Consider the following 17,678-nt stretch of genomic DNA (forward strand, 5'->3'; position numbering starts at 1 on the left):
CGCACTGTTCCGGACGGCAAGGGTGCGCTCGGTGGCCGTCCCCGAAGTGGCAGGAGGAACACCGATGGGCTGGCACGGATATTTGGTGCTGTGGTGTGGCGTGTTCGCTACGGTCGCGCTGGTCGGCTACGGGAGGTCACTGGCCGGGGTGACCCGGGCCCAGCGGGCGATCCGGGCGACCGGGCGGATCGAGCGGGTGGGGGAGCCCCGGCACGGAAGCTCCCCGAACGACGGGATAGCCGTGGTCGTCTCCTTCCAAGACCCCCCACCGGGCAGGAGTTCACCGTCACGAACGACGGTGAACGAGGCGAGAGGATCAGCGCGGCTTGGACGGGCCGGGAGATCGGCGTCCACTACCCGCGCGGCAGGCCCCACGCCTTCCGGTTCACCAACGACCTCTCCGAAGGCGGGCGGGGACTCGGCTGGCCGACCTTCGCGGTCTTCCTCGTCTGCGCCGGTCTGGTCGTCGTCGCCGCGATCGACTGGGGCTGGCCGTGGGCTCTGCTCGGCTTCTGCGGGCCGTGGGCCCTCTCCGGGGTGTACCACCTGCCCGGGAACATACGCGACAGGAACCGCCGTCTCGACGAGCTCGCCGCCATGGCCGCCGTATCCGGCCGTGTCGTCGCCGTGCTCAAGAGCGTCAGCACCGACGACGACGGCCACACCTCCACCCGCCTGGTACCGGTCGTCACCTTCACCACCCTCGACGGCAGGGCCGTCACGGCCTACTGCGAGTCAGGACTGCCGGACCCCGCCGGATCGCAAGGCCTGGACGTCACGATCCACTACGCCCCGACGACCCGGCCGTCTTCACCCTGGACGTCGAGGCCGACCGCCGGTCCTGGAAGCGGGACATGGCCGTCAACGTCGTGGGTCTCCTGGTCGTGGCAGCGGGGGCCGTGGTGGGGGTGGTCGCGCTGTGACACGGGAGCCGGGCTATCTTCCCACCATGGATCCGCTCACGTTCGACTACGAGGACCTACATCTACGCGTGGACCGGGGGGTATTCGAACTGTTCGGCGCGCGTGGTTCCGAGCTCCGGGTGCCGCTGCCGCGGCTCGGGGCGTTGGTGCACTACAAGAAGTCCGACCGGCCCGGCAAGTTGTTCATCGGCACCGTACGCGATCCGAACGCCGCGCTCTACGGCACCGACCAGGCCGCCTTCTGGTACAGCACCTCGCCCGCGTTCCAGGTGCCGCCCGGTGACGAGCCGTTGTTCCGCGCGTACTTCACCGAGGTGGCCGCGCTCGCCGACCGGAGGGTGGTCTGACATGGATCCGGTGGTGCCGAAGGTCTTCCAGCACGAGCGTGTGTACATCCAGGCCGACCGGGGGATCGTCGAGGTCTTCCGGCGCAGTAACGTCATCGGGCCGTACCGCTACCCGCTGGCCTGGGTGACGGTGTACGCCGAGGCGCGTCGAGGGGGCCGGACCCGGCTGCACTTCGGGATCGCCGAGGACCTGGGCGAACCGATCTACGGGTGCGTGCCGAACTCCGGACCGGTGTTCTGCCGGCACGAGATCCCGACCGCCGACGAGCCCCTCTACCGCGCCTTCTTCACCGAGCTCGCCCACCTGGCTGACCGCCCGATCGCCTCGTAGGGCCGAGGCCAGGCAGTCGACGGCCATGGCCCCGACTCCGGCTGCCCCGAGCACCGGCTCCCTCGTCCCGGCCCGCACAGCAACGCCGTCCCGGCGGCGCAGGGAACACGACGGCTCAGCTCGATGTAGACAGAGCCCCAGTGGGCGGACGACCGGTTCCGGGCCGGCGGCCCGGCGAACTGGCCGGAGGGTGCTGTCACGTTGTTGGGTGCGTGGGTTTCTGGCGGTGTGTTGGGACGTGGTGGAGCCCGGTTCGGCGCCTGTCTCAGGTCGTGGTGGGCTGACCGGTGACGCCGGTGATCTGCTCCCAGATGGTGAAGCGGAGGGTCATTTCCGTCCGGTAGTCGGGTGCGGCCATCAAGTGGCGGTCAGGTCGGAAGCGGGGTGAGATCCCGCTGAACGCGGAGAGGAACCGCTGGGCTGCGCCAACGCCGCGGAAGCCCTTCATCTCCCGTTCACGCTGCCGGGTCGGCTGGTGGCTGTTCTCCGCCCTGTTGTTCAAGCCCTTGTGTGAGCGGTGCTCCACGGAGGGCATGACCTCGCGGTGGGCCGCGCCGTAGGAGCGAAGCTTGTCGGTGACGACCACCCGCGGCACCGCACCCGTGTTCTTCAGCAGGCGGCGGAAGAAGCGCGTGGCCGCGGCGGTGTCACGCCGGTTCTGCACGAGGATGTCGAGCACCATCCCGTCCTGGTCGACAGCCCGCCACAGGTACTTCTGCTCACCGTTGATCTTGATGAAGACCTCGTCCAGATGCCACTTGTCCCCGGGCCGGGGCAGCCGGCGACGCAACTCGCGGGCGCAAGCCGGGCCGAACTTCACACACCAGCCGCGGACCGTCTCGTAGGAGACGACGACACCGCGCTCGAGCATCAGCTCCTCGACCTCGCGAAAACTGAGCGGGAAACGGTGGTAAAGCCACACACAGTGGGAGATGACCACGACCGGGTAGCGGTGCCCCTTGTACGACGGCGACCTGCTCTCCACGGGCACCCCTCCAACAGGATCAACCCGAAGATCATCCGACGTGATCAGCCAACGTGACAGCGCCCGAGTAGCGGCTCGCACGACAGGAACCGCACCGCGGCCGGAACCTGCCGCAGGTCGTCGACACGCGGCAGTTCCTTCGCGCTCTCCACGGACACCCCCATCCACAGGTTGGCCGGCCACTCCAGTCGGTCGGCGACCTGCCGCAGTCGGCGCGCCCGCTTCGTGAGCACTTGATAGGTGTGCTGCGGGGTCTGCGCGATGATGTCGAAGACCTGCTCGACGTAGTCCAGCGGGACGCGGGCGTGGAAGAGATCTGACATCGAGTTCACGAACACCGTGCGCGGCGCCTTCCAGCCCAGAGGCACCGTCAGCGCGTCCGGGTGGACGGTCAGGCCGAAGCCGGGGCCGGAGGTGCGGGGGTCGCCGTCGTTCTCAGAAGCCAGATGCACCGAGAATCCAGGCCCGGCTGCTCTCATCCGACATGGGCAGCCCCGCAGCTCAGCACAAGATCCACAGACAAGCTCAATTCGACGGGACACAACTCTTGACAGCCTCTGCGATCTGCAGTGCGGCCTGGGCGGGCGTGAGGTGCGTGGTGTCGACGACCTCGGCCTCGGCGTGCAGTCACGTGCGGGCCGCCTCGACGTAGGGTTCAAGGTATTGGAGACGGAACGGGGAGTTGGGGCCAAGAACAGTGTCGCCCGCGATGCGCGCGCGGAGGGTGTCCTGGTCGGCATGGAGGACGAAGTGCCGGACCGGAATGGCATGCTGGGCAAGGCCCGAGCTGATCTCGCGCCAGTACTGCTCGACCAGGACGGTCATGGGCATCACCAGGGTGCCGCCGGCGTAGTCGAGGACGCGTCGGGCGGTCTCGACTACGAGCGGCCGCCACGGCGGCCAGTGCTGGAAGTTGTCCGTCGCGGGCAGCCCTGGCGTGATGTCCATGAGTGTCTCGCCGACCTTCTCGGCGTCGAGCACCCGTGAATCCGAGATGAGCTGCTGCACGAGCGCGCTGGTCGTCGTTTTGCCTGCGCCATGGGTGCCGTTGAGCCATACGATCATGAGACTCGACGCTAGCGTCGTGGGGGCTGCGGGAACAGACACAGCAGAAATCCGGTATGGCTTCGGCGTGTCTCAGAGTGGTGTCAACCACCAAGATCAGGTGTCACTTATCGCGAAAGGTTGGGGTCGATCGCCTTGGCCAGCTGCTCGGCGTGGGCGTCGAGCAGCGGCCTGAGGGCTCGGTAGTAGGGGAGGCCGTCCCGTGTGTCCGTCTGCCTGAGCCAGTGGCAGACGTTGTGCCGTTGTCGGCTCCAGACGGCGGAGTTCGGGATCGCGGGCGACATGCGGCGGGCAGGGCGCGAACTCGAGTTCCCCCTCGGTGACTCGGGTCCAGACGTAGACGCTGACGGCGAGGCGTTTGCGTCGTCGCTGATGGATGCCCGATGCCCCGGAAGGATCGGCAGCTGGGAGACCGTACGCTGCCAAATATCCGGTTCGAGGCCCAGGACGTTAAGCAGTCGGGCACCGCCGGAAGCAGTCGCACACCACGGGAAGCACTCGGTGAGTGACTGCCCCTCGCCCCTACGTCAGCAGCCGCTCCCGCGCCAGCTCCATCACCTGCGCCCGACTGAGCCCCCCGTGCTCGGCGGCGATGAAGTAGCTGCCGATCCGCAGGGAGAAGACGAGCATGCACCGCAGCTCGACCTCCTTCTCGTCGGGGCAGAAGGCCCCGAACAGCGCGCGCAGGTACTCCATGCGCCGGTTGTCCACCCGCCGCAGCCGCGCCGCCACGTCCTCGTCGCGCCGCGCCCAGTCGCGGATGGCCAGCTCCGAGGCCACGCCCGTCACCGGCCCGGTGGCCGCCGCGGTGATGGTGAACAGCCGCTCCAGCCGGGCCCTGGCGTCCCCGCCCCCGGCATCCACCTGCTCGATCACGGCCTCGGCGGCCTCCCGCTCCCAGGTGTCGAGCATCTCGCCGAGCAGCGCGTCCCGGTTGCGGAAGTACCCGTAGAACCCGCCCTTGCTGACGCCCAGCGCCTGCGCCAGCACCTCGATCCGAACGGCCTCCGGACCGCCGGCGGCAAGCGCCCGCATCCCCTGCTCGATCCAGGCGCCGCGCGGCGTACGGGTGACTCCCATGCCGTGCCTCCTCACTCACCGGATATACGGACCCGTATAGACGCCTCCGTACACACAGGGCTAGCCTAGGTCTATACGCCACCGTATAGACAGGGGCTCGGCATGAGGCTTCCCAAGACCGCCCACACTTCCCGTCCCTGGCGCATCCACGCCATCGCCCACGACTTCCGCCTCGAGGACGTCTGGGCGCTGCCCACTCCGGGCAGCCCCGGCGACTGGCCCCGCCTGGTCGCCCTCTTCAGCGGCGCAGGCCCCGCCCAGGAGCCGTTCGTCACCTCGCCCGTCGCCCGCGCCCTCTTCGCGATCCGCTGGAAGCTCGGTGCGCTGTTCGGGTGGGACAAGCCGGATGCCGGCCTGGGCGCGCGGGTGCCGACCCTGCGCGACCGGCTGCCCGACGACCTCCGCCAGGACCTGCCGTCCTCCCGCAACCCCCGCTTCACCACCGTCTACGAGACCGAGGGTGAGTGGGCGGCCGAGATCGCCAACCGCACCATGCATGGCGTGCTCCACCTCGGCTGGGTCCCGGACGGCTCCGGCGGCTACCGCGGGCAGATGGCCGTCCTCGTCAAGCCCAACGGCCCCTTCGGCCACCTCTACATGGCCGCCATCAAGCCCTTCCGCTACCTCGGCGTCTACGACAACCTGCTGCGCACCATCGGCACCCGCTGGCAGGCGACCGCTCCCGCCCCCAAGCCCTGACCCCCGCCGCCACTCCGACCGGGCCGGGTGCGCACGGGGGACGCACCCGACCCACACGCACGCCCGCCGAGGCGGCCGGCCCCCGACACCCGGGCGCCGTCGATGTGCAGTTCGGCGTGGCGGGCGAGCTGGGTGAGGATCTGCTCAGGCAGCAGCCGACACCGGGGCGGCAACGGGCAGGGTGAGCGTCTTGCGGACCGACTTGCGGGTGAGGCGGTAGGAGTCGGTCTCGATCAGAGTGCACTTGAAGGTGAGCCGGCTGGTGCCGGTTGGTCAGTCTCCGGCGCTGCCGCCGTCACCACCCGCGCCGAACCCGCCCGCCCGCGGCTGTCGTGCCGCCTTCACCCAGTCAGTACGGCGGCGCTCCCGAACACCACACAGCATCGACACGACAGCCCTCAGGCCTGACAGAACCGCCCAGGCCGCGGCGATCCGCATGTCCCGCCGCTCGTCGCGCGGCCGACGACGCGCCCCATCGAATCCCTGTCCCTCCCGCCATCCCAGGCTTTTCCGCCACTCGGCGGCAGCCCGCCGTTCAGCGGCCGTCTGCTGCTTCCTGCACGCGTGACGTTTCGCCAAGGACACTCCGGCGTCGTACGGCTCGCTGCACTTCCGGCACGTGAAGATGTTCACCGGGTCGCCCCCCGCTCAGACCTGTAACCGTATCGAGCGCAGCCGCAGCCTCGGAAGAGGCTCTTCGCCCCGCTGTCGCGCGCCCTTTGTCCGCCCGCCGGCCGGGCCAGGACGGAAGCCGGGTCTATCAGGAATGAGGTGTGATTCGTCTGATTGGTCTACAGGTTCTTCGGTGGGCTGATTGGTCTACACCCGTCCGGCGGTAAGGCGGCCGTCGAAGAGGAGGTCGAACTCGTTGAGCGCGCTCTTCCAGCGGTTGTTCCAGCGCTGGTGTCCGCGTCCGGTGGGATCGAGGGCGAGGGTGGTCAGGTAGAGGCGCTTGAGGGCGGCGGTCTCGTTGGGAAAGTGGCCGCAGGCTTGGGCCGCTCCCGCGGGCACTTCCCCACGGACCAGGCCGCCCTCAAGTGCGTCTACATGGCCGTCATGAGCCTCGACCCGACCGGCGCCGGCCGCAAACGCTGGACCATGCGCTGGAAGGGCGCCATGAACGCCTTCGACCTGGCCTTCGACGGCCGCCTCACCGCAGGCCAACTCTAGCCACACCAACCCCAGTTACACCGCTCGCTTTACAGACCCTATGCACCGCCGTGCACACCATGACCACCCTCGCAGATCATCTCGCCCCATGGGGGACACGCCGACCAGACCGCGTCGACGCCGCCTGCCGGATCCGCCCGTACCCTCGGCGCTGTGACGCTGACAGACGGAACGTACCGACTCGGGCCGTCGACCGGCCGCCTCTTGATCAAGACCGGCCGCGCCGGATTGGGACGCCGCGCGGGCCACGACCTCACGATCGAAGCCACCCGATGGTCCGGCGAGGCCGTAGTGGATGTCGGTGACCCTGACAGGTCCTCGGTGAATGTGACGGTCGAGACGGGCTCGCTGGAGGTCCGGGAAGGAACCGGTGGGCTGAAGGCACTCACCGACGCAGACCGGGCCGAGATCAAACGGACGCTGGAGGACATGGCCCTGCTGCACACCGCGGAGCACCCCACGATCACCTTCAGTTCCACCAGTATCACGGGAACCCCGCAGTCCTTCGAGATCACCGGTGAGCTCACTATCAAAGGGCTCACCCATCCCGCGTCGGTCCACGGCAAGGGAAACAACGCCGGGCCATTGCGCGGCTGGGCAACCGTGACGCAGTCCACCTGGGGCATCAAGCCCTACACCGCGTTCCTGGGGGCGCTGCGACTGGCTGACGACGTTCGTGTGGAATTCGAGGTGGCCAGGCTCGAGCCGGCGGACCGCCCCGGATCGCCGCCGCGCACGGGTCAGACGTGAGAGCAGCGCCCGCCGATCACAGCCACCCGGTCTCAAAGGCGGCAGGGGGATCCGCCCTTCCTGCTCCTATCGTGGGTACATGAGCACCATCGTTGTCGTGTACGAGCTCGACAAGCCGGTGCCCGCGCACCCCTTCCCGGGGATACCGGGCAACGAGGAACAGCACGTCCGCAAGGTGCACGCGGCGCCCACCGCCCCCGGGGAGCCCACCGCCACAGGGCCGCGGACCCTGTGCGGGAAGGACACCTTCGCCATGGAAGCAGGCCCCTTGACCACCGAGGATGGCGGGACGCCCTGGTACCCCGCGCAGTACGAGTCCGTGGTCTGCCCAGACTGCGACGCCGTGATCGAGACTTGATCGGCATACTGGCTGCCCCTTGGGCACGGGGTGTAGGCCGCTGCGGACAAGAGATTCCCGACGACGTGGGCGACCAAGCGGTCCAAAGAGCCAGGCTGACCACCATGGTGCTGCCCAGCGTGCGCAGTCCGGCCGACGGTTACTGCAGTGAGCAGCCAGCCCTTGCTGCCGGCGGTGCGGAGCGGCCGAGTGCGAACGTCCTCGCTCCGTAAGATCTAGGGCCGCAATCCGGGCGTACCGTGACGAATGTGCACCGGTCTTCGGCGGTGCGTCGGAGCCCTCCGGCGGAAGGAGCGATCATGTCCACTCTTGGCACAGAGCAGGCGTCCTTGGACACTGCCAGGCAGGAGGCGTTCGCGGGGGAAGTCGTCGATGTCCTGAACAAGGCCGCGCTCGCCCTGCTTACCAGCGTCGGTCACCAGTGCGGCCTGTTCGACACGCTGGCCGCCCTTCCGCCGTCGACCAGCGCCGAGATTGCAAAGGCAGCGAACCTCGATGAGCGGTATGTGCGCGAGTGGCTCGGCGGCATGGCCGTCGGCGGGTTCGTGGAGTACGAGCCGGAGACGCGGACGTACGCCCTGCCGCCCGAGCACGCCGCGTCCCTGACCACCGCGGCGGGCCCGGACAACCTGGCTGGCATGATGCCCTACATCGCGATGATGGGCGAGGTCGAACAGCAGGTCGTGCGCTGCTTCCGTGAGGGCGGGGGCGTACCGTACGAGGCCTACCCGCGGTTCCCCCGCCCGGCACCGCCGCCCGTATCCACCAACACCTCGACATCGGGCAGGGCGAGGTCGACTGGGACGCCTTCTTCACCACCCTGCGCGAGCTGGACTTCGACGGCGTCGCCACCGCCTGCGTCTTCGCCTGGGAGGAACGCGCCCACGAGTCCTCGACCTTCATGCTCGACCGCATCACCAAGGAACTCGCGGCGTAATCCATCCGCCGGGCCCACCGACCTCCTCACCGAACCGGCCCATGCCGCCGTCGCCGTCCTGGAACGCTGGACACTCAGCTGTACGTAAGCGACGGCGGCTGCGCGGGCATGACCAGGACCAGGCGCGGGCCGGGCTTCTTCTGGCAGCGCAAGAAGGGCAGCCCGCCCGGTGCGGGTCAGGTGCCCTTCTCCACGGGTGACGCCATGACCCCGTGATGCCGTGCAGGCCCGGACGAACGCGTCGGCCAGTTCGGCAGGGCGGGTGAAGAGGGCCTCGTGGCTGCCGGGGGTCTCGATCATCAGCGGGTTCTTCAGGCACTCGGGAAAGCGCTCGGCCCAGTGCCACTCGCCGGAGAGGGAGAGGTCCTCGGACAGGACGTACGCGGTCGGGAATGTCCAGCGCGTAGAACGCGCTCATGTCCGGCTTCTCCGTGAAAGTGCCGAGCGGCTGCGGCACGAGAGGGGAGTGGACGATCCGCTGTGTCTCCTCGTCGGCGTCCTGCATGAACGCCTGCTGGAACACCTCGAACGGGAAGGTCACTCCGTTGTTGCCGGAAGCAGCCGCCACGGCGTGGAACATCTCGCCGTGGTGCGGCGGGCAGGCCTCGATCAGCGACTCGCCGTCACCCGGCACGAACGCGCTCCAGAACACCAGGCGCCGTAGCCCGGAGGCGAGTTTCGGCGCCGCTCCGGTCGGGACGTAGCCACCCCAGCTGTGACCGCCCAGGGTTATGTCGTTCAGGTCGGCGCTTCGACGTACTCCACGAGGCTGTTGACGCACTCGGTGAAGGTGACACCGCGCGGGTCGTCGTCGGTCCCCAGCCCGGCGAGACGGAAGTCCACACACTCCCGCCCCAGGCAACCCCGTGGGCGCATCTCAGCAGGTCAGCGCACCCTCCCCCACGACTTCAACGTCACCGGCGCCATTTCGGGAGCCAGCAGCGGTGCCCCGTCATACCCCTTCACCTCACCGAAGGTGCCGAGTTGAGGCTGTGGAATGCACGTCACGGTGCGAGACGCCGCAGCCCTGCCCCCGCTGTCGCCAGTCTTCTCGTGGCCCGGGATTGCCGGGCCCGCAGCGGCTGGGCGTCGGAAGGTGGGCCTCCTTATCCCGCAACAACAGGCGCGGGGGTCGGGGCGGTGGTCGGCGAGTGGGTGAGGTCGTAGGCGCTCTCCGCGTGCAGGTGAACGTCGACGCCCTCCTCCTCCACCTCGGGGCGGACCCGCAGCCCCATCGTCTTGTCGAGCACCTTGGCGATGACCCAGGTCACAGCGAACGAGTAGGCCAGTACGGCGAAGGCGCCGACCGCCTGCTTGCCGAGGAGGGAGAGGCCGCCGCCGTAGAGGAGGCCGTCGACGCCGTTGGGTGCGTCCGACGTGGCGAGGATGCCGACGAGCAGCGTGCCGGTGAGGCCGCCGACGAGGTGGATGCCGACGACGTCCAGGGAGTCGTCGTATCCGAAGCTGTACTTGAGGCCGACGGCGAGCGCGCAGACCGCGCCGCCGATCGCGCCGAGCACGAGCGCGCCGAGCGGGGAGACCGCGCCACAGGACGGGGTGATGGCGACCAGGCCGGCGATGGCGCCGGAGGCGGCGCCGAGGCTCGTGGCGTGGCCGTCGCGGAAATAGGCCGGGTTTCAGTGCTGAGGGCTGCCCCCGAACGCGGTCACCGTCAGGAAGCGAATGGGCAGTTCGATGAGCCGCTCGGGGCCGTGCGGGGCCTCGCCGTCGAGCTGGAGGGCGTCGCCGGGGCGCAGGGTGTAGCTGGACTTGCCGTGGCCGTAGACCATCTCGCCCTCCAGCATGTAGATGATCTCCGTGCCGGCGTGCTGGAACAGCGGGAAGACCTCGCTCTGCTCGGTCAGGGTCACCAGCAGGGCGTCCATGCGCTTGTGGGCGCCTCTGAGTGAACCGAGCTGCGCGTATTCGTGGCCGACGCGGGTGCCGCGCCGGACGATGCGGGCGCCGTGTCCGGCGGGGACGAAGACGGCCTCGCGTTCGTCGTCCATGCCGCGGAACAGGGCGGTGACGGGGACGTCGAGACCGCGTGCGAGCCGGGAGAGGGTGGTGAGGCTGCATGCGGTCTGGGCGTTCTCGATCTTCGACAGCATGGCCTTGGAGATGCCGACCCGCTGTGCCATCTCGCCGACCGACAGCCCGGCCGCCTGCCGGTACTCGCGGGCCCGGACCGCGATAATGCGCTCCAGCGCCTTGTCGTCGGAGTCCTGGGAGTCCTCTGGGGTTTCGGGTTGTTCGGCGCGCTCGGTCACCGGCGCATCTTATGCGGTGCGCTCCAGGCGGAACCGCGGGTGGGGCTCGGCGCGGCCCGTGGCGAGGTCGGCGGCCATCGCGCCGATGAGTGGGGCGAATTTCGCGCCGTGTCCGGAGCACGGGGAGACGATGACGAGGGGGCCGTGGCGGTCCAGGACGAAGTCCTCGTCGGGGGTGGTGGTGTAGAGGCAGGTCGCCTCGGTCACCGGGTCGGGGGCGAGGCCGGGGAGCCGGTCGCGGACGAAGTCGCTCACGCGGGTGCGTGAGGCGGGGTCGACGAAACCGTTGCGCGTGGTGGCCGTGGTCGGGGTGCCACGGTCGTGTTCGGCGACCTTGACGGCGGGCAGCGGGCCGCCGTCGCCGCCGGACGGGAGTCCGAAGACCTGCATCGACGCGTCCTTGGAGACCAGGATCGGCCAGGCGACGGACGGGTCCCGCTGACGGAAGTGAAAGACCTGCTGCTGGGTCACGTGCAAAGGCGGCAGCGGGAGGGGAAGTTCGAGCTCGGGAAGCCACGCCCCTGCCGCGATCACCACCGTGTCGGCGATGAGCTCACGCCCGTCGTCCGTGCGCAGACGGGCCTTCTCCTGTACGTCGATGCCGGTGACGCGTACGCCGATCCACGCGTCCGCGCCGTGCTCGTTCGCCCTGCGCACGCAGGCCGCGACGGTCTCGTCGGCGTCGATGACACCGGCGTCCGGCTGGTAGAGCGCCGGTCCGTCGAAGTGGATGTGGGGCCAGCGCTCGACGGCGGCCTCCGCACCGAGTAGTTCGTACGGCACTCCGGCCGCGCCCAGCACGGCGGCCAGCGCTTCCGGGTCGCGTCCCGGGCCCAGGTCGAGGCCACCGGTGGTGCGCAGCAAGGGGGTTGCACTGTCGTGCTCCAGCTCACGCCACGACTCGAACGCCTTCCCGGTCAGGCCGATGTAGAACGGATCGGCGTACGCCCGCCGGAAGATCCGCGAGCTGCCGTGCGAACTGCCGTGCCGGTGGCCGATGTCGTACGCCTCGATCAGGGTGACCTCGTGGCCGCGGCGGGCGAGCTGCCAGGCGGTGGCCGCGCCCATCAGCCCGGCGCCGACGACGGCGATCACAGGACGGTCCCGGGGATCCACTGCGTGCCGGCGAGCGGGACGCGGGCCATCGCGGCGGACTCGATGGTGAGGGCGACCAGGTCCTCGGGTTCGAGATGGAGGAGGTGGGCCTTGCCGCAGGCGCGGGCGAGGGTCTGGGCCTCCATGGTCATCACGCGGAGGAAGTTGGCGAGCCTGCGGCCGGCGTCGACCGGGCCGAGGCGGGCGGAGAGTTCCTCGTCCTGGGTGGAGATGCCGGCCGGGTCGCGGCCGTCCTGGTAGTCGTCGAAGTAGCCGGCGGCGGAGCCGAGTTCGCGGTAGTCGGCGTCGTACTTCGGGTGGTTGTCGCCCAGCGCGATCAGCGCCGCCGTGCCGATGGCGACCGCGTCCGCCCCGAGGGCGAGGGCCTTGGCCATGTCGGCGCCATTGCGGATACCGCCCGAGACGATCAGCTGGACCTCGCGGTGCACGCCCAACTCCTGGAGCGCCTGCACCGCTTGGGGCAAGGCGGCCAGGGTGGGAATGCCGACGTGCTCGATGAACACGTCCTGGGTGGCCGCGGTGCCGCCCTGCATGCCGTCGACCACCACCACGTCGGCGCCCGCGTGCACGGCGAGCTTCACGTCGTAGTAGGTACGGGTCGCGCCGACCTTGACGTAGATCGGCTTCTCCCAGTCGGTGATCTCGCGCAGTTCCAGGATCTTGATGGCGAGGTCGTCGGGGCCGGTCCAGTCGGGGTGCCGGCAGGCGCTGCGCTGGTCGATTCCGATCGGCAACGTCCGCATGCCGGCGACCCGTTCGGTGATCTTCTGGCCGAGCAGCATGCCTCCGCCGCCGGGCTTGGCGCCCTGGCCGAGGACGACCTCGATGGCGTCGGCGGCGCGCAGGTCGTCGGGGTTCATGCCGTAGCGGGACGGCAGGTACTGGTAGACGAGGTGCTTGGAGTGCCCGCGCTCCTCGGGGGTCATGCCTCCGTCGCCGGTGGTCGTGGAGGTGCCGACCTCGCTCGCACCCCGGCCGAGGGCCTCTTTGGCCTGGGCGGAGAGGGCGCCGAAGCTCATGCCGGCGATGGTGACGGGAGTGGCGAGCCTCAGGGGGGTCTTCGCGTGCCGGGTGCCTAGGACGACCTCGGTGTCGCACCGCTCGCGGTAACCCTCCAGCGGGTAGCGGGACATGGAGGCACCGAGCAGCAGCAGGTCGTCGAAGTGCGGGAGGCGCCGCTTGGCACCCCAGCCGCGGATGTCGTAGATGCCGGTCTCGGCCGCACGCTGGATGGCGTGGATGGTGGCACGATCGAAGGTGGCCGACTCGCGCAGGCCGTGGGATGCGGGTTCCATGTGTTTCGAACTCCCTCAGTACGCCGTCGTGTTGTCGACCTTGAAGTGGTACAGATCCCGTGCCGAGCCGTAGCGGCGGAAGTCGGCGGGGTCCTCGTCCCGCTCGGCCGCCTTCAGCAACTCGGCGAGTTCTGAAAGGTGTTCGTCCCGCATCTCCTTCTCCACGCAGTCCGCGCCGAGGGACTTGACCGTGCCGCGGACGTAGATCCGGGCCTCGTAGAGGGAGTCGCCGAGGGCGTCGCCCGCGTCACCGCAGACGACCAACCGTCCGGCCTGGCCCATGAACGCGCTCATGTGGCCGACGTTGCCGCCGACGACGATGTCCACGCCCTTCATGGAGATCCCGCAGCGCGCGGACGCGTCACCGTCGATGACCAGCAGCCCACCGTGAGCGGTGGCCCCGGCCGACTGCGAGGCGTTCCCCCGCACCCGGACCGTTCCCGACATCATGTTCTCGGCGACCCCGGTGCCCGCGTTGCCGTGGACGGTGACCGTGGCGTGCTGGTTCATTCCGGCGCAGTAGTAGCCGACGTGGCCGTCGATGTCGACGGTGAGGTTCTCCCGTATGCCGCAGGCCACGGCATGCGCGCCGCGCGGGTTGGCCACCCGCCACGCGCCCGCTTCCGGCGCGTGCAGCGCCCGGTTGAGTTCCCGTACCGGCGTCTTGGCCAGGTCGATCAGCGTTGCCATACGTACACCTCTTCCGGCTCGGGTTCGAAGATGCGGGCGTGCTCGATGCCCGGCAGGACGTCCAGCGCCCGGTACTCGGAGGCCATCGCCACCCATGCGTCGGTCTCAGCGACCAGCGCCGGCTTGCAGGCGATGGCGTCCCGGACGACCGCGAAGGAGTCACCGGTCGACACCAGCAGCGTGTAGAAGCCGTCGAACCGCTCGCACAGCAGCCGCAGCGCCTTCTCCAGGTCGGCGCCCTCGGAGAGCTGGTGCGCGATGAAGCGGGCGCCGACCTCGGAGTCGTTCTCGCTGTCGAACTCCACGCCCTGGGCGCGCAGTTCGCGGCGGATGGTGGCGTGGTTGGCGAAGGACCCGTTGTGCACCAGGCACTGGCCGGGGCCGACGGAGAAGGGGTGGGCGCCCTCCGGGGTCACGGCCGACTCGGTGGCCATACGGGTGTGGCCGACGCCCTGCCAGCCGGTGACGGAGGCGAGTGCGAAGGACTCGGCCAGCTCCACCGGGTTTCCCGTCCCCTTGAGGACAGCCATGCTGGTGCCGGAGCCGATGACGGTGGCGTGCGGCAGCGCCTGTGTCACGGCGGCGAGCAGATCGCCGTCCGCGTGCACGACGGTGGTGGCGTCGGCGGCAACGGCCACCGCACCCGGCAGCGCGGCCTCCGCCTCCGCCGGTGTGACTCCGAGCAGCGAGACGACGGTACGTCCCGGCGGCGTCAGGCGCGGGTCGCCGTACACCGCGACGCCCGCCGAGTCCGGTCCGCGTTCGACGACCTGGCCCAGCATCGCGGTCAGCAGCTCGCCGAGCCGTGGTTCGAGTGCGGGCTCACGTAGATGGAGCCCCACGATTCCGCACATCTCAAGTCCCTTCGGAAGGCGGTTCAATAAGCGGAAGGCGGTCAGAAGGCGGTCAGATAGCGGTCGAGCTCCCAGGGGCCGACCGTGGCGTGCCAGTCGAAGAACTCCTCGCGCTTGAGGTCGGCGAAGTACTGGCTGACCCCGGTCCCGGCCACGTCCAGCGTGCCGCTGATCACGTCGTCAGCCTGGAGGGCCTCGACCGCGTGCAGCAGGGTCGGCGGGAGCTCCGGCCCCTTGCCGGTCGCGCCCGGCTCGCCGGGGTCGAGGCCGCGCTCGATGCCGTCGAGGCCGGCGGCGAGGGCGGCGGCCGCGGCGAGATAGGGGTTGGCGGCGCCGTCCCCGCCGCGCAGCTCGATCCGGTTGCCGTCGGGGACGCGCACGAAGTGGGTGCGGTCATTGCCGCCGTAACTCGCCACCCGCGGCGACCAGGTGGCGCCCGAGCGGGTCGAGACCGCTCCGGTGCGCTTGTACGAGTTGACGGTGGGCGCGATGACGGCCTGGAGCGCCCGCGCGTGCTCGACGATCCCGGCGACGAAGGAGTAGGCGAGCGGGGAAAGGCCCAGGCCGCGCCCGTCCGTGCCGTCCGGGAACGCGGGGTCGCTCCCCCGCCACAGCGACATGTGCATGTGCATGCCCGTGCCGGTGCGGTCGGTGAACGGCTTCGGCATGAACGTGGCCGTCATACCGCGCTGTTCGGCCAGCACCGACACCAGGTACCGCATGGTGATGACCCGGTCGGCGGTGGTCAGGGCATCTGCGTGCAGGAAGTTCTGCTCGAACTGGCCGTTGCCGTCCTCGTGGTCATTGGCGTAGTTGCCCCAGCCCAGACTGTTCATCGCGCTGGAGACCGCGGTGAGGTGGTCGTACATCCGGGTCAACCCGCGTGCGTCGTAACAGGGCTGGGCGGCCGTGTCCCTGGTGTCGGCGACACGGAGCACGCCGTGCTCGTCCCGGTTGACCAGGAAGTACTCGACCTCGGCGCCCACCGAGAGGGACAGCCCCTGCGCGGCGGCCCGGTGGAGCAGCGAGCGCAGGATGACGCGCGGGGCATACGGCCAGGGCCTGCCCTCCACATACGGGTCGCAGTGCACGAGCGCGAGACCGGGCTTCACGAAGGGGAGCGGCGTGTACGAGGAGGCGTCGGGCCGGGCGATGACGTCGGGGTCGCTGGGCTGCTGGCCGAGCGCGCCGGCCGCGTACCCGGCGAAGCCGACGCCCTCGTCGCGCAGTTCCTCGACGGCCTGGGCCGGGACGAGCTTGGCGCACGGCTTGCCGGTCAGATCGACGAAGACGGCCAGCACGAACTCGATGCCGTCGGCGCGGACCAGCTCGGCGAGATCAAGGGCGTCCACTTCCGGGTCGGTCGTCATGGCCCCTCCCAGGGTGTCTACTGTGATGAATCGTTGTTGCATACGAGTAGACACACTTGGTGTTACGGGGGGATTTCCGCCGTGGAAGGTCCCCGTAAGCAGAAGGGCCGGGCACCGCCCCGAAGAGGCGGACCCGGCCCGGCAGTTGGGATCAGGCACCTGCCATGCCGAACCCCTCGTTCGCGCCGCCGATGGGCAGCCCCGCCAGCAGTGCGCGCCGGCTGGCCCTGACGTGCTCACGCATCACGTGCTCGGCGGTGTCGCCGTCCTTCTCAAGGATCAGCTCCAGGACGACGTGGTGCTCACGGTCCGACTGCAGGGCACGGCCCGGTTGGCTCAGTGACGTGTTCACCAGCCGGGGGTAGGCCAGCTGATTCATCAGCATCCGGTAGTGGGCCTCCAACTTGTTGTTGTCGGCACCGGCGATGAGCAGGTCATGGAACTCCTGGACCAACTCCGCGTACCGCTCCCGGTCGTCCCGGGCCACCGCTTCATCAGCCTCGCGCAGATTGCGCTCGAGCATGTCAATCTCCGCGACGCGGCCGCGCCGGGCGAGGAGGCGGGCGGCCGCGCCCTCGAGAAGTTCCTTCATCTCGAAGAGCTCTGTGATCTCGCGGCGGGAGGGGGTGGTGACGAACGTCCCGACGCGGGGCCGAACCTCGACCAGTCCCTCGGTCTGCAGCTGCTTGAGGGCTTCGCGTACCGGCGTACGGCTGACGCCGAACTCCTCCGCGAGGGCGAGTTCCGAGAGCGGAGCCCCGGGCTCGATGTCGCCCTTGATGATCCGCCGGCGCATCTCGGCGATCACCCTGGCCTGCATCGACCCTCCCCCAGCCTCAGGCCGGGGGGACCCCCACTTCGGTTCGCTCTGTGCGCGATTCACCGAACCCTCCTCCGTATCCCGAGCCGACCGCCGGTCATCCCAGTGGCGCGAGCGCGCCACCGTCGAAGAACTTACCCGCGCTGTAGACCATCGGATGGCGCTCGGTCACCGCGGCATGCACCACGCGGCAGATGAACACGGTGTGGGTGCTGGCCTGGAGCCGCTCGCGGATCTCGACCTCCATCTGGGCGCTGCTCCGGGCGATCAGCGGGCTGCCGAACGGGCCGCTCTCCCATGCGAGGTCCTTGAACTTGTCGTCGGCCTTGCTCGCGAACCTGCCGACGACGTCGAGCTGGTCCGTGGACAGGATGTTGATCGCGAGGTGGCCCGCCCGGAAAAGACAGTCGTGGGTGGAGGAGGTGTGCTGGATGCAGACCATCACAGTGGCGGGGTCGAGCGAGATGCTCGAGAACGCGTTGACGGCCAGTCCTCTGGGCGTTTCTCCGTCCATCGCGGTCACGACCGTGACACCGGTGACGAACTGCCGGTTGACCTGCTTCATCACGTCGAGGTCGGGCTTCGCGGCAAGCGGGGTCATGGAGATGCTCCTAGTCA

The 17,678-nt window shown here is 69.6% G+C and carries 18 protein-coding genes and 7 pseudogenes; 10 read left to right on the forward strand and 15 right to left on the reverse strand.

Annotation, left to right across the window (positions count from 1 at the left end):
- Positions 1–64: 64 nt before the first annotated feature.
- The 3 genes and pseudogenes from ACFYO2_RS41980 to ACFYO2_RS41990 all read left to right on the forward strand — a co-directional run bounded on the left by ACFYO2_RS41980 (position 65) and on the right by ACFYO2_RS41990 (position 1,601).
- A pseudogene (locus ACFYO2_RS41980) lies at positions 65–923 on the forward strand (DUF3592 domain-containing protein).
- Between the two features lie 26 nt (positions 924–949).
- Entirely contained in the window at positions 950–1,270 is a 321-nt protein-coding gene (locus ACFYO2_RS41985; protein ID WP_388360629.1) for a hypothetical protein, read from the forward strand.
- Position 1,271: 1 nt separating this feature from the next.
- A complete protein-coding gene (locus ACFYO2_RS41990) occupies positions 1,272–1,601 on the forward strand; it encodes a hypothetical protein (RefSeq protein WP_388360632.1) in 330 nt (109 codons plus the stop codon).
- A 307-nt stretch (positions 1,602–1,908) separates the two neighbouring features.
- Here ACFYO2_RS41990 and ACFYO2_RS41995 read toward each other — a convergent pair.
- The 5 genes and pseudogenes from ACFYO2_RS41995 to ACFYO2_RS42015 form a co-directional block, all read right to left on the reverse strand.
- A pseudogene (locus ACFYO2_RS41995) lies at positions 1,909–2,586 on the reverse strand (IS6 family transposase); the annotation flags it as partial.
- A gap of 44 nt (positions 2,587–2,630) precedes the next feature.
- Positions 2,631–3,038, reverse strand: coding sequence for a DUF5131 family protein (locus ACFYO2_RS42000; protein WP_388360634.1), 408 nt, complete (start codon positions 3,036–3,038; stop codon positions 2,631–2,633).
- Positions 3,039–3,111: 73 nt separating this feature from the next.
- Positions 3,112–3,651: pseudogene (locus ACFYO2_RS42005) on the reverse strand (AAA family ATPase).
- A gap of 107 nt (positions 3,652–3,758) precedes the next feature.
- Positions 3,759–3,935: a hypothetical protein gene (locus ACFYO2_RS42010; RefSeq protein ID WP_388360637.1), complete on the reverse strand. Its 177-nt coding sequence runs from the start codon at positions 3,933–3,935 to the stop codon at positions 3,759–3,761.
- Between the two features lie 238 nt (positions 3,936–4,173).
- On the reverse strand, positions 4,174–4,731 hold the full coding sequence (locus ACFYO2_RS42015; RefSeq protein WP_388360640.1) for a TetR/AcrR family transcriptional regulator: 558 nt from the start codon (positions 4,729–4,731) through the stop codon (positions 4,174–4,176).
- 102 nt (positions 4,732–4,833) lie between these two features.
- On the opposite strand from ACFYO2_RS42015, the gene ACFYO2_RS42020 reads away from it, so the two are divergent.
- Positions 4,834–5,430, forward strand: a complete 597-nt coding sequence (locus ACFYO2_RS42020; RefSeq protein WP_388360643.1) for a DUF2867 domain-containing protein — start codon at positions 4,834–4,836, stop codon at positions 5,428–5,430.
- An 819-nt stretch (positions 5,431–6,249) separates the two neighbouring features.
- Here ACFYO2_RS42020 and ACFYO2_RS42025 read toward each other — a convergent pair.
- Entirely contained in the window at positions 6,250–6,441 is a 192-nt protein-coding gene (locus ACFYO2_RS42025; RefSeq protein ID WP_388360646.1) for a hypothetical protein, read from the reverse strand.
- Between ACFYO2_RS42025 and ACFYO2_RS42030 the strand changes: the two are divergent.
- From ACFYO2_RS42030 to ACFYO2_RS42055, 6 genes and pseudogenes are all read left to right on the forward strand, one after another.
- A pseudogene (locus ACFYO2_RS42030) lies at positions 6,427–6,600 on the forward strand (IS256 family transposase); the annotation flags it as partial. The gene ACFYO2_RS42025 and the pseudogene ACFYO2_RS42030 sit on opposite strands and share 15 nt — an antisense overlap.
- Positions 6,601–6,804: 204 nt before the next feature.
- Positions 6,805–7,350: a YceI family protein gene (locus ACFYO2_RS42035; RefSeq protein ID WP_388360648.1), complete on the forward strand. Its 546-nt coding sequence runs from the start codon at positions 6,805–6,807 to the stop codon at positions 7,348–7,350.
- A gap of 79 nt (positions 7,351–7,429) precedes the next feature.
- A complete protein-coding gene (locus ACFYO2_RS42040) occupies positions 7,430–7,708 on the forward strand; it encodes a hypothetical protein (protein WP_388360651.1) in 279 nt (92 codons plus the stop codon).
- Between the two features lie 299 nt (positions 7,709–8,007).
- Positions 8,008–8,304: pseudogene (locus tag ACFYO2_RS42045) on the forward strand (transcriptional regulator); the annotation flags it as partial.
- Positions 8,305–8,447: 143 nt separating this feature from the next.
- A pseudogene (locus ACFYO2_RS42050) lies at positions 8,448–8,645 on the forward strand (TIM barrel protein); the annotation flags it as partial.
- Positions 8,646–9,061: 416 nt separating this feature from the next.
- The gene (locus ACFYO2_RS42055; protein ID WP_388360654.1) at positions 9,062–9,349 is read left to right on the forward strand and encodes a hypothetical protein; all 288 of its coding nucleotides are present in this window, start codon (positions 9,062–9,064) and stop codon (positions 9,347–9,349) included.
- A 402-nt stretch (positions 9,350–9,751) separates the two neighbouring features.
- Here the strand turns inward: ACFYO2_RS42055 and ACFYO2_RS42060 are convergent.
- The 9 genes and pseudogenes from ACFYO2_RS42060 to ACFYO2_RS42100 all read right to left on the reverse strand — a co-directional run.
- A pseudogene (locus ACFYO2_RS42060) lies at positions 9,752–10,267 on the reverse strand (ammonium transporter); the annotation flags it as partial.
- Positions 10,268–10,282: 15 nt separating this feature from the next.
- A complete protein-coding gene (locus tag ACFYO2_RS42065) occupies positions 10,283–10,915 on the reverse strand; it encodes a helix-turn-helix domain-containing protein (RefSeq protein ID WP_388360657.1) in 633 nt (210 codons plus the stop codon).
- 9 nt (positions 10,916–10,924) lie between these two features.
- Entirely contained in the window at positions 10,925–12,010 is a 1,086-nt protein-coding gene (locus ACFYO2_RS42070) for an FAD-dependent oxidoreductase (RefSeq protein ID WP_388360660.1), read from the reverse strand.
- A complete protein-coding gene (locus tag ACFYO2_RS42075) occupies positions 12,007–13,326 on the reverse strand; it encodes an FMN-binding glutamate synthase family protein (RefSeq protein ID WP_388360663.1) in 1,320 nt (439 codons plus the stop codon). Before ACFYO2_RS42075 ends, ACFYO2_RS42070 begins: the two co-directional genes overlap by 4 nt.
- Before the next feature lie 15 nt (positions 13,327–13,341).
- Positions 13,342–14,016: a glutamate synthase gene (locus ACFYO2_RS42080; protein WP_388360666.1), complete on the reverse strand. Its 675-nt coding sequence runs from the start codon at positions 14,014–14,016 to the stop codon at positions 13,342–13,344.
- Positions 14,004–14,858: a glutamine amidotransferase gene (locus ACFYO2_RS42085; protein WP_388360669.1), complete on the reverse strand. Its 855-nt coding sequence runs from the start codon at positions 14,856–14,858 to the stop codon at positions 14,004–14,006. Before ACFYO2_RS42085 ends, ACFYO2_RS42080 begins: the two co-directional genes overlap by 13 nt.
- A gap of 53 nt (positions 14,859–14,911) precedes the next feature.
- Entirely contained in the window at positions 14,912–16,240 is a 1,329-nt protein-coding gene (gene glnT, locus ACFYO2_RS42090; protein WP_388360672.1) for a type III glutamate--ammonia ligase, read from the reverse strand.
- A gap of 151 nt (positions 16,241–16,391) precedes the next feature.
- The gene (locus tag ACFYO2_RS42095; protein WP_388360675.1) at positions 16,392–17,060 is read right to left on the reverse strand and encodes a GntR family transcriptional regulator; all 669 of its coding nucleotides are present in this window, start codon (positions 17,058–17,060) and stop codon (positions 16,392–16,394) included.
- 97 nt (positions 17,061–17,157) lie between these two features.
- On the reverse strand, positions 17,158–17,661 hold the full coding sequence (locus ACFYO2_RS42100) for a flavin reductase family protein (RefSeq protein WP_388360678.1): 504 nt from the start codon (positions 17,659–17,661) through the stop codon (positions 17,158–17,160).
- Positions 17,662–17,678 lie beyond the last annotated feature (17 nt).

The sequence above is a fragment of the Streptomyces sp. NPDC006602 genome (assembly GCF_042870385.1).
Lineage (GTDB): Bacteria > Actinomycetota > Actinomycetes > Streptomycetales > Streptomycetaceae > Streptomyces.